Genomic DNA, 14217 nt, shown 5'->3' with positions numbered 1-14217 from the left:
GTGGAAGCGAGTAGAGTAGGGATCAAGTGATTCCGAAGTGCGGGGGCACTCATAGAGTGTAAGATATGGTCTGAACTCTAGGGCGACTTAGAGAGTTGATCTAACGAATCAACGTAACAAATTGGCCCAAATGATTATGTTGGCGGACTGGCATCCTGATATTGTTGAATTTATTATTTCTAAAATGCAAAATCCGCGTATTTTGCGTTATTTGCTTGAAAATACAGAAGACGAACAAATTAAAAAAGCGGCAAAAGACAAGTTGAACTTTAAGCCGCTCACTGAACGTGAAGAGCAAATGTATCAAGGCGTTGTGAATTATAAAAACATTCCTGGCTACGGTGGATTCAGCCCTGAAATATTTAAAGATGCAGAAGAAAAACTTCGCACAGGTGGTACGTACAGTGTGCATAACGCTGAATTTTTGACGGGTGCAAACATTTCGATTTGCTTAACGAAAGAATTCATGGAAGCTGTCGAAAACGATGAGGAATACGATCTCCGTTTCCCAGCTGTGGAAAAGTACAGCAAAGAAGAGATGGCAAACTATAACGAAAACTGGCATAAAGTCGGTGACGTTCGCGAGTGGGAAAAAGAAGGCCATGAAATTCGTTTATATCGGAAAATTAAAGCACGGGAATTATGGAACTTGATCAACGTCTGCGCGACATACTCCGCAGAACCGGGCATTTTCTTTATCGACAATGCGAACGAAATGACGAATGCAAAAGCGTATGGACAGCAAGTCGTTGCAACAAATCCTTGTGGAGAACAGCCACTTGCACCGTTTTCTGTTTGTAACCTTGCCGCGGTTAATTTAGCTGAAATGGCGAATAAAGACACGAAAACAGTGAATTTTGATAAGTTGAAAGAAACTGTTCGAACGGGTGTTCGTATGCAGGATAACGTCATCGACGCGACGCCTTACTTCCTTGAAGAGAACCAGAAGCAGGCGCTTGGCGAACGACGTGTTGGACTTGGAGTTATGGGTCTAGCAGACTTGCTTATATACTGCGAAAAAGAGTACGGTTCACGAGAAGGTAACGTACTTGTTGATGAAGTGTTTGAAGCAATCGCTGTGACGGCGTATGAGACGTCTGTCGAGCTTGCAAAAGAAAAAGGCAGCTTCCCATTCCTTGAAGGAGAAACCCTTGATGAAAGGAACCGTCTGCGCGATGCGTTCATTAATACGGGCTACATGAAAAAAATGCCTGATCATGTTCGTGAAGCGATCGTTGAGAATGGTATTCGCAACTCTCATCTATTAACTGTTGCACCAACGGGCAGCACAGGAACAATGGTTGGAGTGTCTACAGGGTTAGAACCATATTTCTCATTTACCTATTATAGAAGCGGGCGTCTGGGGAAATTTATCGAGGTGAAAGCGGATATCGTAACGGATTATCTTGCGCGTAATCCTAAAGCAGATCCAGATCAACTGCCAGCGTATTTTGTGACGGCAATGGGTCTTGCGCCGGAAGCACATGCAGATGTTCAATGTGTGATCCAGCGTTGGATTGACAGCTCGATCTCCAAAACAGTAAACGCACCACGGGGCTACACAGTTGAGCAAGTAGAAGGTGTGTACGAGCGTTTATACAAAGGTGGAGCAAAAGGCGGTACAGTATACGTCGATGGTAGCCGTGATGCTCAAGTTTTAACGTTAAAAGCAGAAGAAAATAGCTGGGATGAAGAAGAAAAAACCGAACCGAAAGAATTTGAAAATCATGTTGTTCTTGTTGATACGATTCAAGATTTGCGTTCAACAAATGTCACAATCGGCAGCGAAATCGGCAATACATGTCCGGTTTGCCGAAAAGGTACAGTAGAAGAATTAGGCGGCTGCAACACATGCACAAACTGCGGCGCCCAGTTGAAATGTGGATTATAATCGAGTAAAGGAGCCGTTCCTCAGGGAGCGGCTCCTTTGTTGCGTATAGAAATAGAAAAAACCGCCAGTATAAGCGGCGGGTTTATTCGGAAGAAGCACGGGTTCTACGTTTTCCTTTATTTCCTTCGATCACGGTTAAATGTGAAGAATCTTTACGTCGGATCGGCTTTTTATTCAACTTAGTTGAAAGAGAGGTAGAACGTGCCGACGCATATTTTGTTTTAGAATTCGGATGCTTTTTTTGGGATTGCTTTACAGCTTTTGAATAGGCACGATTTTCAGTATTACCGCCCGTTCGTTTTCCCATAAACAAACGGAACAGAAACATTACAATGGCGACAGACACAGCTGCAAAAATAAGTTGCTTCACGAGCTGCCCGGGAGAGGTGATCATCATAGACACGAGACCAATGGCAGCAAGTGCGACAATAATGGACGTTACGACAGTACGAATACTCATTAAAGCCACCTCCCAGAAAATAGTGTTACTTATATATTAGACAATTTCGTCTAATTTTAATCCTTTTTCAGCGTTTTCTTCAATGGAAATTAATTTTTCGAGTGACGCAATAACGACCTCTACTTAATTACCGATCAGTATCTTCCTTCATTTAGAGGTAGTATGACGGGTCTTGCTTATATTTTAGCGATAAAACGGCCAAAATAAAAGCAAGACGTATCAGATGGAGGAGAAAGAATGAAAAACCAAAAAATACCTAAGCAATCAGACTATCTCAACGGAAAAATTATTCAAATAGGCATTGCATCAGGAAGCCTGTTGTTTATGTTCAGCTGGCTGGCCTATACGTTTCATTTCTCAAAAGTAAATCCAATAGTGCCTGGTTTATTTTTGCGTCAATCAACAGCCATTCAATACATCATTGCTGCTTTGATCATTATTATCATTTCCATTGTGCTTTCTTTATTATACTATGCACTATTTAGGAAAAGAACGCCCTTACTTGCAGGGTTTGTTATGGGAATCGTTCTTTTTTTATTGCTTTTCGCATTCATTTCCCAAAGTACACTTAATTTGATTACCGTATTCTGCCTGCTTTTATGTTATTGTGTATTTATCAGTGTATCTGCTTCGTGGTTTTATGAACGGGGCAGGTAGTCATTTATGCTCTAAATATGATAAACTGTTTTGTGAAAAGAATAGGCGGAGGACGGGGAGAATGAAAAAAGTTCTATTGATGAACGGTGTCAATTTAAACAGACTGGGCAAGCGTGAGCCTCATATTTACGGCTACACAACGCTAGATGAATTGGAAGAGCGCGTGATTGAACGTGGGAAAAAAGCAGACCTAGAGGTGATTACGTTCTGTTCCAATTTTGAAGGAGAACTAGTGGATCGCCTTCATCTGGCAGAAGACGAGGGAATGGATGGAATTATCTTTAATCCCGGTGCATTTACACATTACAGTCACGCTATTGGAGATGCCGTTGCAAGTATTACAGTGCCGGTTGTAGAAGTGCATATTTCAAATATTCATGCGCGTGAAGCATTTCGTCATCATTCGGTTATTGCACCTCATGCAGCTGGTCAGCTTTGTGGATTTGGTCTGTACGGCTATGAAATGGCGCTCGACTATTTAATGAATCGGGAGGTCTAATACATGTTGCTACTTGAAAAACTGCGTGTACAGTTAGCAGAAAACGGCATAGATGGACTATTTATTATGAGCCCGTATAACCGCCGCTATGTGACTGGGTTCACAGGAACGGCTGGCGCTGTCATAGTTACACAGCATGCAGCGGTGTTCTTAACGGATTTCCGCTATATGGAGCAAGCAGCGAGACAGGCAGAGGGATTTACGATTGTCCAGCATTCAAAACCCATTTTACAGGAAGCGATGGAACAGGCGGAAAAGCTTGGCCTATCAACGCTTGGATTTGAAACGGAATATGTCTCGCATCAAGAATATGAACAGTTAAAGAAGCAATTTAAAGGTACGCTTAAACCAGTGGCTGGCCTCGTTGAAAACTTGCGCTTGATTAAGACGGAATCAGAGATTAAGATATTAAAGAAAGCGTGTGACATCGCGGATGGAGCGTTCAAACACATTCTCGATTTTTTAAAGCCAGGGATACGAGAAATTGATGTGTCAAACGAACTCGAATTTTACATGAGAAAATGCGGTGCAACTTCTTCCTCTTTTGATATTATCGTTGCTTCCGGTGTGCGATCTGCTTTACCGCATGGTGTGGCAAGCGATAAAATAATCAAATCCGGTGATTTCGTTACGCTTGATTTTGGTGCATTTTACAAAGGATATGCATCGGATATTACGCGTACAGTCGCGGTCGGTGAACCGTCTGCACAGCTGAAAGAAATATATGAAATTGTTCTTGAAGCACAGATGACGGCTGTGGACCAAATTCGACCGGGGATGACAGGGAAGGAAGCGGACGCTATAACGCGTGACATCATTACATTAAAAGGATACGGAGATGCGTTTGGCCATTCGACCGGACACGGCCTTGGACTGGAAATACACGAGAGTCCAACGCTGTCCCTTCGCAACGATAAACCGCTTACAGCTGGTATGGTTGTGACGGTGGAACCGGGCATTTATTTGCCAGGAATCGGCGGTGTTCGAATTGAAGATGATATTTTATTGACAGACAGCGGGAACGAGATGCTCACACATTCTGCAAAAGAGCTTATTATTTTGTAATTACCAGGAGGAACACACATGATTTCAGTAAATGACTTTCGGACAGGTTTAACAATTGAAACAGACGGCGGTATTTGGCGAGTGGTCGATTTCCAACACGTAAAACCGGGTAAAGGCGCAGCGTTTGTGCGCTCGAAGCTTCGTAACCTTCGTACAGGTGCGATTCAAGAAAAAACATTCCGTGCTGGTGAAAAAGTAGAAAAAGCGCAAATTGACAATCGTCGTATGCAATATTTGTATGCAAATGGCGATCAGCACGTATTCATGGATAACGAGTCATACGATCAATTAGAACTTCCAGCAGGACAAATTGAATATGAATTGAAGTTTTTGAAAGAAAACATGGACGTATCGATCATGATGTATGGAACGGAAACACTAGGTGTCGAACTTCCGAACACAGTGGAATTGAAAGTAACGGCAACTGAGCCAGGTATTAAAGGAGATACAACGTCAGGCGGTACAAAACCGGCGATCGTTGAAACAGGTCTATCTGTCAACGTTCCGTTCTTCATCAACGAAGGCGACGTACTGATCGTTAACACAACTGACGGATCATACGTATCACGTGCGTAATCCAAAAGGAGTGTACCTAACCGGTGCGCTCCTTTTTATTTTTTGTCCTTCGTGGGATGAAAGAAAATGAATAGAAAGAAGGTAGTATAAATTGGATATGAAAGAGGAATTACGAACACTTATACCAATGTTTCAAACGAGAGAACCAGCTCTTGATCAGTTAAATTCATTTCCGTTTGATAATATAGAGGATTTGAAGGAAATAGGCTATACGAAAGCGATGATGAGAGAGAATGGAGGGATGTCGCTACTTGATTTTGTTCAATGCCAGGAACTAATTGCAAAAGGGTGCGGGGCAACGGCTTTGTCAATTGGTTGGCATACTGGTATATTGATGGAATATGCCGAACATGAACATTGGAATCCGGCCATTACCGATTTTTTGAAAGAAGAAGTGAATGAAGGAAAGCTCGTGAATGCGGCAGCGAGTGAACGAAATGCAGGCAGTCCACTTCGGGGTGCTGCGTTTAAAACGACTGCATTGTTAGATGACGGTGAATACGTGATAAATGGAGAAAAAACATTTACATCCGCTGCACCGGTACTCGATTATTTTTTTGTGTCGGCATCCATTCAAGGAACAGAAGAATCAGCCGTATTCCTCGTTCCGGCTGATTCAAAAGGGATCTCGATTAGAGAAACATGGGACAGTGTTGCGATGCGTGGAACGGCAAGTCATGATTTGGTCATTGAAAATGTTCGTATTCCGTCAGATTATATTGTTGAGAAACTGGATGGATCTAAAAGGTTACGCCGGAACGGCTCGCTTTTACACATTCCAGCATGCTACATCGGTATTGCGGGTGCTGCCCGTGATTATGCGGTCGAGTTTGCAGCAAACTATACGCCAGCTTCGCTTGATCAGCCGATCGGCACATTACCGGTCACGGAACAGCTGATCGGTGAGATGGAAATGAAATTAATGGCAGCGCAGCAATTTTTATACCGGACAGCTGAATTATATGACCGCGCACCTGATGAACCGATCAAACCGCAAATGGCAGCGGCAAAATCATTCGTTACAAACACAGCAATTGACGTGACTGATATGGCGATGCGTCTCGTTGGTGCTCGCAGCCTGTCTGAAAAAAATCCGCTCCATCGTTATTGGCAAAACGTTCGTGCAGGGCTACATAATCCACCGATGGACGATATCGCATATCGGACACTTGCTCAAAATGCGATTGCCCATATCAATCTATAATACAGGGAAGGACCCGTCATTTTAAATGACGGGCTTTTTATTTTTAAGGCATAGAATAGACGTATAGGTGCTAGTACAAGGGAGCTTCGTAGAAGACACGAATTTAGCATTTGCTTCTCATGACAAATTCATATTTTAGGATTTTCACTCATACAGTGTGAAAAGAGCGAAAGGAGGCGCTGGTTGTCTTGACGTATGAAGCCATTTTGCCCTATTTGCCAGAAATGGTTGCCCGTTCAGTGACGACTATTTTGAAAAAGGATCCTCACATAGAAGAAATTAGGCTCAGAACGGGTCAGCCTATTGAACTTTCGGGGAACAAGCAGTATGTTCTTCCACTCATATTTACAGAAAAAGAGCGGCTTGCATTTGTGCATAAATTAACAAAGCATTCGTTCTACAGGCTGGAAGAACAACTGAAAAAGGGTTACATCACGATTGAAGGCGGTCATCGAATCGGATTGGCGGGACAAGCGGTGTTAAAAAAAGGTTCTGTATATTCGATGAGCAATTTATCTTTTTTTAACATTCGTATTGCGAAAGAAAAGAAAGGATGCGCGCATCACTTGTTACCTTTTCTATATGAAAATGGCTGGCAGAGTACGCTTCTCATAGGTCCGCCCCGCTCCGGAAAAACGACATTGCTACGCGATCTTGCAAGGACAGCTGCTACAGGGTTGACAGAGCGGGGCGTTCTATCTTGTAAAACATCTATTGTGGACGAGCGTTCCGAAATTGCCGGATGTTTGAATGGAGTCCCACAATTGGACGTTGGGAAGCGGGCTGATGTACTTGATGCATGCCCGAAATCAGAAGGGATGATGATGATGATCCGGTCGATGAGCCCGGACGTTATTATTGTGGACGAAATAGGCCGTGCTGAAGATGCTTACGCCATGTCAGAAGCACTGAATGCAGGAATATCTGTCATTGCGACAGTTCATGCACATTCATATGAAGAAGTGATTCGGAGACCGATCATTCGTACGATAAAAGAGAGTGGTCTGTTTAAACGTTACATGGAAATGAACCAAAATCATGAGTGCACCATTCGAGACGAGCAGGGCAGAGTGTTGAAACCAGCTATGGCGCTCCGATGAAATGGGCTGGTGCCTTTTTCATTATTCTCGCTTCATTTCTCATCGGCCAGCGCAAATCAAAAGCGTATACAAATCGGGTTCTGCATATTCGTCAATTTGAATCCGCGCTTTTAACGCTGCAATCAGCCATCCTTTTCGGAGCTGATTCGATTGAAACGACAGCCCGCTTTATTGCGGAGACGATTGAAAAACCGGCCGCATTATTTTTTCGTGATTTTGCGGAGGAGCTGTCGTCAACTGAAATGAGTGCTGCGAACGTATGGACACATACGTTGCAGCGGCATAATGAATTCTTTGACTTGAAACAGTCAGATATCCGTCTTATTGAACAGGCAGGTCACATGCTCGGTTCGTGTACACAGGAAGCAGAAGAGAGAAGAATTAAACATGTGCTTAAGCAGTTGGAAAAGAGAAGAGAAGAAGCAGTGGCAGAAGAGCAACGTTTTGCTAGCATGGTTCGTGCCATTAGCGTTCTATCTGGCCTGTTAACAGCCATTTTGCTTATGTAAGGCGGGGAATGACATGAATGTGGACGTGGATCTTCTTTTTAAAATAGCCGGTATTGGCATCATCGCTGCTTTTTTGCATACTATTTTAGAGCAGCTGGGCAAAAAAGAATACGCTCAGTGGGTAACATTATTTGGCTTTTTGTATATTTTATTTATGGCTGCAACAATCGTTGGACAACTGTTTGACAAAATAAAATCAGTTTTCTTATTCCAGTGACAGGAGCGTTTGAACAATTGATATCACCTACGTTGCCGCTATCGTGCTCGTTGCTGTCTTTCTGTCCATTTTGCTGCGTGAATACAATGCAGGCTACTCGTTGCTGTTCGTTTTTTTCGTCTGTAGCCTTCTTTTATACGGGCTGGCGGGAGAAATAGCGATTCTTATTGCATCGGTCAGAAAATTGGCAGCATACGCCGGTGCGGAAAGAATATACGTTGAAACGGTATTAAAAGCAGTTGGTGTTGCGTATATTTCAGAATTTATTGCGAATATCGCAAAAGACGCGGGTCAAAACGCGCTGGCAGCAAAAATGGAAATGGCCGGAAAAATCATTATTATGACACTTGTGCTGCCAATTTTAGCGTTGCTAATTGAAACGGTCATGTCGATGCTGCCAGGGCGGTGAAAAAAATAGGACAAGTCCTTGATCCAATTATGAAAAACATTGATTTATCTGCAATCGAAGATCGTTGGAGTGAGATCAAGCACATATACGGACCGTTTTTACCTAGTCAAATGGACATGGACATCAATAATTTGGATATCAAGTCGTTTTTTTCGCTAGAAAATTGGATCGATATGTTTCAGTCGTATATCTTGTTTGAGGTTACAGAGAATCTTAAATTGCTATCGATTATTTTTTTGTTGTCTGTTTTGGCATCCGTGTTGAAGACGATGGGATATGCATTTGGTCAGCAAACGGTGAGTAAAACAGCAGAAGCAGCTATTTTAATTCCGATTTTTATTCTTGCGATGAACACATTCCGACTGGCGATTGAATCAGCATCTGATGCAGTGGAAAACATGACGGTGTTTATGACGGCTTTTATGCCGGTGCTTCTGGCATTGCTTGCATTATCCGGTGCTGTTGTATCAGCAGCTCTGTTTCCACCGCTTCTTTTATTTATGATGAATGTATCAGGTGTTTTAATTGATCAAATTGTATTGCCATGTCTCGTTTTCTCTGTTTTATTCAGCTTAGTCGGTTTATTATCGGACCATTATAAAGCAGACCGGATTGCTTCATTGCTCCGCATAATCAGTGTGTCTTTGCTCAGTGCATTTATGGCCGCATTTCTCACCGTTATGACAATGCGGGGGATGAGTGCCGCAACGGCGGACGGATTAACTGTAAAGACGGCTAAATTTATAAGCGGAACATTCGTCCCTGTTGTCGGACGAATGATGGCGGATGCGGCTGATACGGCTTCAGGAGCCGCTTTAATGATTAATAATACAGCGGGTGCAGCGGGCATTGCTCTTCTTTTGTTAACAGCGATATTCCCTGTATTGAAAATTATGATTCTTGCTTTTCTATACAAAGTAGCCGCTGCTGTGCTGCAGCCGCTCGGGGATTCTGCTGCTGCCTCGTGTCTTGACATCATCGGAAAAACGATGTCGTTTGTTCTCGCAGCGCTTGCTCTCGTATCATTTATGTACTTTTTAATGATGGCTGCCGTCGTTGCGGCTGGCAATGCCGCGTACATGATGAGGTGAACGTATGCAATCCATTTTTGACTGGTTGACCGGTGTGCTGGCTGTACTCTTATGTGCAGCTATTATAGACATGATTATTCCAGAGTCGTCTATGCAGAAATACGTGCGTCTTGTGGCTGGACTTGTTATTTTAACGGCTATCATCACACCAGTATTTGCACTGTTGACCGGTGTTGACTTTTCTTTTTCACTAGAAAATGAACAAAAAACGACTGTATTTCAACAGAAAACAGATGATCATCTTAAACAAATGGCTGAAATGGAATCATTGACAGCGAATCCGTATATGAATCAACAGTTATTTGCAGATGCGGAATTGGCACTTCAATCATATCCTTCATGTGATGTAAGAAGTGTGGAAGCGGATATAGAGGACAATGAACTTAAACATGCCCTTTTAACAGTAAAAGGAACAGAAGAGAGCTGCCCGGAAGAAAAAATAATTGATTTGTTGTCTCAAAAGTGGAATATAGATGCCGTCCGAATGAATATGGTGATTCAAAAGGGAGGTTCAGGAGGTGAGTGAGCGGAACCGGCTGTTTTCTTTTTGGAAAAAAGGTAAGGCAGACAAGCCGTTAAAATGGATCGCCGTTATGTTGGGAGGTGGAATTGCTATAATGGCTCTTGGTGATTTGCAGAAAGAAGACTCGATTAAAAGTGAAGAGCCAAGAGATGAGACAGCAGCGGTAAAAGTAGATGTGAAAAGCGAATATGAACGGGAATTAACAAACGCGTTAAATCAAATTGCCGGGACCGGACACGTGTCAGTCGTTGTCAATCTTGCGTCATCTGAGAGGAAAGTACTGGAGAAAAATACATCATCTTCAACAGGGAATGGCGATGTAACAAAAGAAGAACAGGTAGCCATTATTAGGAATGGTGATACCGAAAATCCAGTTATTTTAGAAGTGCGTAAGCCGGATATTCAAGGGGTGCTTGTCGTCGCGGACGGTGCAGAAAATGTGCATGTGAAAAAACGAATTATGGAAGCAGTGACGCGGATGCTTGGTGTACCGGTGCATCGCGTGGCTGTTATACCCGGGAAAACGGAGGAGACAGAATAATGCCGAAAAAACAAACAGTATGGTTATTTACAATGGTGAGTTTAACGGCGGTATTAGGTGTGTATTATGTGACCGGCCCGGATAAATTAATGCCTGCATCAATACTTGAAGAATCAGTACCGGAATCTGCAGCGAAAGATGTGGACGTGAAGGTAGAAGAAACGGCTGGTGATGAGGTTTTTGAATTAATCCGGCTTGAAACGGATGACGAGCGAAGTCGTTTAAAAGAAGAGTTGACTGCTAAGGTGGCATCTGCGGATGTATCAGTTGAAGCAAAAAATGAAGCATACGATGATATGAAGGAACTTGATGCACTTACGTCGAAAGAACAGATGGTAGAGACGCTTATTAAATCAAAAGGATATGATGACGCACTCGTTCGGACAAGCGATGGCGAAGTGAGAATTACGGTAAAATCGGACAGTCATTCAGCAGAAGCAGCAAATGAAATTATCCGGATTGCGAAAGAAGAAATGGGCGAAAAAATGCCTGTTTCAGTTGAATTTCAGCCGTTTAAATAGCAAGAAATGCTCGCCTTTGCATAGGTGAGCCCTTTTTCATTCTTATTCTATATTTGCTAATTGACGAAAAAAAGATAGAATGAGAAAAGGAGTTTTCTCATTTTTGAATGAAGATGCTCTGGACATTATGTATATTGAAGGGGTGTTGAGGAAATGAAAGTACAAGAAATTAGAGAGTTGATCAAACTTGTGGATCAATCAGGGATCGAAGAATTTGTTTTTGAATCAGCAGGAAGCAAGCTGAAAATGAAGAAATCAACAGGCACGACTACATACGCAGCAGCATCGGAAGCACCAGTTGTAAAAAGTGTACCAGTTCAGGAGGCACCAAAATCTGCACCTGTTGTGCAAGAAGTGCAGGCACCGGAAGCACCGAAGTCAGCAATTGATGAAACTGATTTACATAAAATCACATCTCCGATGGTAGGGACTTTTTATCAATCACCGTCGCCAGATGCAGATGTGTACGTAAAATTGGGTGATAAAATTAATGCTCAATCAGTGGTTTGCATCGTTGAAGCGATGAAACTATTCAATGAAATTGAAGCAGAAGTAGACGGCGAAATCGTTGAAATTCTCGTAAAAGATGGGCAACTTGTAGAATATGGACAGCCGCTCTTTTTAGTGAAACCGGAATAAGGAGGATTTGCGATGATAAAAAAAGTATTAATTGCCAATCGTGGCGAAATTGCGGTGCGCATTATTCGTGCCTGCAAAGAGCTTAATATTGAAACGGTTGCTGTATTTTCTGAAGCGGACCGTGATGCTTTGCACGTACAAATAGCAGATGAAGCCTATTGTATCGGCCCAACGGCATCAAAAGATAGTTACTTAAATTTCACGAATATCGTCAGCGTAGCGAAATTAACAGAAGCAGATGCGATTCACCCGGGCTATGGATTTCTTGCTGAAAATGCCGATTTTGCAGAGCTATGCCGTGAATGCAATATCATATTTATCGGCCCAACGCCGGAAGCGATCACACAAATGGGGACGAAAGATGTTGCCCGTGATACGATGGAGAAAGCGGGTGTCCCGATTGTACCTGGTTCAGCCGGTATCATTCAAGATATAGAAGAGGGTTTGGAAACGGCTAAGCAAATCGGCTACCCAGTTATCATTAAAGCAACTGCCGGCGGCGGCGGAAAAGGAATACGAGTTGCCCGTGATCCAGGGGAACTTGAAAAAGGTATAAGCATGACTCAGCAGGAAGCAGCAACGGCGTTCGGGAATCCAGGCGTGTATTTGGAAAAGTTCATTGAAGATTTCCGCCACGTTGAAATTCAAGTGCTTGCTGATACACATGGGAATGTCATCCATCTTGGGGAGCGTGACTGTACGATTCAGCGCCGCATGCAAAAGCTGCTGGAAGAAACACCGTCACCAGCACTTGATGAGAAAACGAGAGCAACCATGGGTGAAGCAGCTGTGAAAGCAGCTAAAGCGGTTGATTATACAGGGGCAGGCACGGTAGAATTTATTTACGATGTAAATCAAAGCACGTTTTATTTCATGGAAATGAACACTCGTATTCAAGTAGAGCATCCGGTGACAGAAATGGTCACAGGCGTGGATTTAATCAAAGAACAAATTTATGTGGCATCGGGTGAAGAGCTTTCTTTGGCACAAGAGGACATAACGTTTGATGGATGGGCGATGGAGTGCCGAATTAACGCAGAAAACCCGGAGAAAAACTTTATGCCGTCACCAGGCCGGGTTGAAGGGTATTTGCCCCCAGGCGGGTATGGGGTTCGAATCGATTCAGCTGTCTATCCGGGCTACATGATTCCACCATACTATGATTCAATGGTCGCAAAGGTTATTGTACACGGCAAAACACGAGAGGAAGCCATTGCACGTATGAAGCGGGCATTGTCTGAATTCGTTATAGATGGTGTATACACAACCATTCCGTTTCACCAAAAACTGCTTGAGCATGACGTGTTTATTGGCGGCGAGTTCAATACGAAGTTTCTTGAAACGTATGACGTGATGAAGTCCCAATCCTAATATCGGAGGTGCATCATAATGGCAGAACAACAATTAACTAATCAAGTACTGGAAATGAGCAACGGTGAAAACGGCCACGGCCGTATTGAAATCGCACCAGAAGTCATCGAAGTGATTGCCGGCATTGCCGCATCTGAAGTAGAGGGCGTTGAAAAAATGCGCGGCAGTTTTGCATCAGGTGTCGTCGAACGACTTGGGAAAAAAAATCATGGCAAAGGTGTCCGAGTTGATTTAACAGAAGATGGTATTAAAGTGGACGTGTACTGTGTCGTGAAATTCGGCGTCTCGATTCCGCGTGTCGCGCAGCTCATACAAGAAGGCATCAGGCAGACGCTTTTAAATATGACAGCACTTGAAGCTGATGAAGTGAACATTCACATTGTTGGCATTCAGTTTGAAACGAAACAGCCGGAACAGGAATACGAAGAAGAAATATAAAAATGACGCTTCGGCATGTCCGAAGCGTTTTTCGTATGTTTTCGCAAGGCTCGTTTTATGCTATGATCATAAAGGCATTAAATTAAAAGGAGCAAATTATGAATGAATAGACGGACAGCGCGTGAAAAGGGTATCCAGGCTCTTTATCAAATGGATTTAAGCGGAGCGGAAGCATTAGAAGCAATTGAAAACGTGTTAAACGGAGATGACGGCGAAAGCAGTTATTTGTATGATGTCGTTGAAGGTGTGGAACGCAACCTTGAAGATATTGACAACACAATAAAAGAAAATCTTGAAAAATGGTCGTTTGACCGCCTGGCAAAAGTCGATCGGAACATTTTACGTCTTGCTGTATACGAAATGAAACAATCAGAAGATGTACCGGCAAAAGTTGCGATTAACGAAGCGGTCGAATTGGCAAAACATTTTAGCGATGAACGTGCCAGCAAATTTATTAATGGTGTATTATCGAAAATAAATAAATCAATGGAATAAGTGAGGGGTTT

General features: G+C 43.0%; 18 protein-coding genes and 1 pseudogene. 18 read left to right on the top strand and 1 reads right to left on the bottom strand.

Annotated features, from left to right (window positions below; all coding sequences use genetic code 11):
- Positions 1–124 precede the first annotated feature (124 nt).
- Positions 125–1891 (top strand): annotated as a pseudogene (locus BLL40_RS01305) (vitamin B12-dependent ribonucleotide reductase); the annotation flags it as partial.
- 82 nt (positions 1892–1973) lie between these two features.
- Here BLL40_RS01305 and BLL40_RS01300 read toward each other — a convergent pair.
- Complete coding sequence (locus tag BLL40_RS01300; RefSeq protein ID WP_073710099.1) at positions 1974–2351, bottom strand: SA1362 family protein; 378 nt, start codon at positions 2349–2351, stop codon at positions 1974–1976.
- Between the two features lie 237 nt (positions 2352–2588).
- Here BLL40_RS01300 and BLL40_RS01295 point away from each other — a divergent pair, with 237 nt between their 5' ends.
- The 17 genes from BLL40_RS01295 (at position 2589) to nusB (ending at position 14206) form a co-directional block, all read left to right on the top strand.
- Complete coding sequence (locus BLL40_RS01295; protein WP_073710098.1) at positions 2589–3008, top strand: YqhR family membrane protein; 420 nt, start codon at positions 2589–2591, stop codon at positions 3006–3008.
- A gap of 61 nt (positions 3009–3069) precedes the next feature.
- Positions 3070–3507 (top strand): type II 3-dehydroquinate dehydratase, encoded by a 438-nt coding sequence (gene aroQ, locus BLL40_RS01290; RefSeq protein WP_073710097.1) that lies wholly within the window; start codon positions 3070–3072, stop codon positions 3505–3507.
- 3 nt (positions 3508–3510) lie between these two features.
- On the top strand, positions 3511–4572 hold the full coding sequence (locus BLL40_RS01285) for a M24 family metallopeptidase (protein WP_073710096.1): 1062 nt from the start codon (positions 3511–3513) through the stop codon (positions 4570–4572).
- Positions 4573–4590: 18 nt separating this feature from the next.
- A complete protein-coding gene (gene efp / locus BLL40_RS01280; protein WP_073710095.1) occupies positions 4591–5148 on the top strand; it encodes an elongation factor P in 558 nt (185 codons plus the stop codon).
- Positions 5149–5245: 97 nt separating this feature from the next.
- A complete protein-coding gene (locus tag BLL40_RS01275; protein WP_073710374.1) occupies positions 5246–6352 on the top strand; it encodes an acyl-CoA dehydrogenase family protein in 1107 nt (368 codons plus the stop codon).
- A 188-nt stretch (positions 6353–6540) separates the two neighbouring features.
- A complete protein-coding gene (gene spoIIIAA / locus BLL40_RS01270) occupies positions 6541–7452 on the top strand; it encodes a stage III sporulation protein AA (protein WP_095532809.1) in 912 nt (303 codons plus the stop codon).
- Positions 7449–7961 (top strand): stage III sporulation protein AB, encoded by a 513-nt coding sequence (locus BLL40_RS01265; protein WP_073710094.1) that lies wholly within the window; start codon positions 7449–7451, stop codon positions 7959–7961. Before spoIIIAA ends, BLL40_RS01265 begins: the two co-directional genes overlap by 4 nt.
- Before the next feature lie 13 nt (positions 7962–7974).
- Entirely contained in the window at positions 7975–8178 is a 204-nt protein-coding gene (gene spoIIIAC / locus BLL40_RS01260; protein WP_018393894.1) for a stage III sporulation protein AC, read from the top strand.
- Positions 8179–8221: 43 nt separating this feature from the next.
- The gene (locus BLL40_RS01255) at positions 8222–8587 is read left to right on the top strand and encodes a SpoIIIAC/SpoIIIAD family protein (RefSeq protein WP_159434170.1); all 366 of its coding nucleotides are present in this window, start codon (positions 8222–8224) and stop codon (positions 8585–8587) included.
- Positions 8584–9678, top strand: a complete 1095-nt coding sequence (gene spoIIIAE, locus BLL40_RS01250; protein WP_083566166.1) for a stage III sporulation protein AE — start codon at positions 8584–8586, stop codon at positions 9676–9678. The genes BLL40_RS01255 and spoIIIAE overlap by 4 nt, the downstream gene beginning before the upstream one ends.
- A gap of 4 nt (positions 9679–9682) precedes the next feature.
- Positions 9683–10204, top strand: a complete 522-nt coding sequence (gene spoIIIAF, locus BLL40_RS01245) for a stage III sporulation protein AF (RefSeq protein ID WP_073710092.1) — start codon at positions 9683–9685, stop codon at positions 10202–10204.
- Complete coding sequence (locus BLL40_RS01240) at positions 10197–10742, top strand: hypothetical protein (protein WP_073710091.1); 546 nt, start codon at positions 10197–10199, stop codon at positions 10740–10742. The genes spoIIIAF and BLL40_RS01240 overlap by 8 nt, the downstream gene beginning before the upstream one ends.
- Positions 10742–11263 (top strand): SpoIIIAH-like family protein, encoded by a 522-nt coding sequence (locus BLL40_RS01235; RefSeq protein WP_073710090.1) that lies wholly within the window; start codon positions 10742–10744, stop codon positions 11261–11263. Before BLL40_RS01240 ends, BLL40_RS01235 begins: the two co-directional genes overlap by 1 nt.
- A gap of 153 nt (positions 11264–11416) precedes the next feature.
- Positions 11417–11902 (top strand): acetyl-CoA carboxylase biotin carboxyl carrier protein, encoded by a 486-nt coding sequence (gene accB / locus BLL40_RS01230; RefSeq protein WP_073710089.1) that lies wholly within the window; start codon positions 11417–11419, stop codon positions 11900–11902.
- A 12-nt stretch (positions 11903–11914) separates the two neighbouring features.
- Positions 11915–13273 (top strand): acetyl-CoA carboxylase biotin carboxylase subunit, encoded by a 1359-nt coding sequence (accC, locus tag BLL40_RS01225; protein WP_073710088.1) that lies wholly within the window; start codon positions 11915–11917, stop codon positions 13271–13273.
- A gap of 18 nt (positions 13274–13291) precedes the next feature.
- Complete coding sequence (locus BLL40_RS01220; protein WP_073710087.1) at positions 13292–13711, top strand: Asp23/Gls24 family envelope stress response protein; 420 nt, start codon at positions 13292–13294, stop codon at positions 13709–13711.
- Between the two features lie 102 nt (positions 13712–13813).
- Complete coding sequence (gene nusB, locus BLL40_RS01215; RefSeq protein WP_073710086.1) at positions 13814–14206, top strand: transcription antitermination factor NusB; 393 nt, start codon at positions 13814–13816, stop codon at positions 14204–14206.
- Positions 14207–14217: the final 11 nt, after the last annotated feature.

The sequence above is a fragment of the Domibacillus mangrovi genome (assembly GCF_001906925.1).
In the GTDB taxonomy this organism is placed as follows: Bacteria; Bacillota; Bacilli; order Bacillales; family Domibacillaceae; genus Domibacillus; species Domibacillus mangrovi.
This window is presented reverse-complemented; position numbering and strand designations above follow the sequence as displayed.

Bases quoted from the DNA above. Each gene is read 5' to 3' on its own strand.
- nusB (WP_073710086.1), top strand. From the start codon at position 13,814: ATGAATAGACGGACAGCGCGTGAAAAGGGTATCCAGGCTCTTTATCAA.
- BLL40_RS01275 (WP_073710374.1), top strand. From the start codon at position 5,246: ATGAAAGAGGAATTACGAACACTTATACCAATGTTTCAAACGAGAGAA.
- BLL40_RS01285 (WP_073710096.1), top strand. From the start codon at position 3,511: ATGTTGCTACTTGAAAAACTGCGTGTACAGTTAGCAGAAAACGGCATA.
- BLL40_RS01235 (WP_073710090.1), top strand. From the start codon at position 10,742: ATGCCGAAAAAACAAACAGTATGGTTATTTACAATGGTGAGTTTAACG.
- spoIIIAC (WP_018393894.1), top strand. From the start codon at position 7,975: ATGAATGTGGACGTGGATCTTCTTTTTAAAATAGCCGGTATTGGCATC.
- BLL40_RS01265 (WP_073710094.1), top strand. From the start codon at position 7,449: ATGAAATGGGCTGGTGCCTTTTTCATTATTCTCGCTTCATTTCTCATC.
- aroQ (WP_073710097.1), top strand. From the start codon at position 3,070: ATGAAAAAAGTTCTATTGATGAACGGTGTCAATTTAAACAGACTGGGC.
- accB (WP_073710089.1), top strand. From the start codon at position 11,417: ATGAAAGTACAAGAAATTAGAGAGTTGATCAAACTTGTGGATCAATCA.
- BLL40_RS01300 (WP_073710099.1), bottom strand. From the start codon at position 2,351: ATGAGTATTCGTACTGTCGTAACGTCCATTATTGTCGCACTTGCTGCC.
- accC (WP_073710088.1), top strand. From the start codon at position 11,915: ATGATAAAAAAAGTATTAATTGCCAATCGTGGCGAAATTGCGGTGCGC.
- efp (WP_073710095.1), top strand. From the start codon at position 4,591: ATGATTTCAGTAAATGACTTTCGGACAGGTTTAACAATTGAAACAGAC.
- BLL40_RS01220 (WP_073710087.1), top strand. From the start codon at position 13,292: ATGGCAGAACAACAATTAACTAATCAAGTACTGGAAATGAGCAACGGT.
- BLL40_RS01295 (WP_073710098.1), top strand. From the start codon at position 2,589: ATGAAAAACCAAAAAATACCTAAGCAATCAGACTATCTCAACGGAAAA.
- spoIIIAF (WP_073710092.1), top strand. From the start codon at position 9,683: ATGCAATCCATTTTTGACTGGTTGACCGGTGTGCTGGCTGTACTCTTA.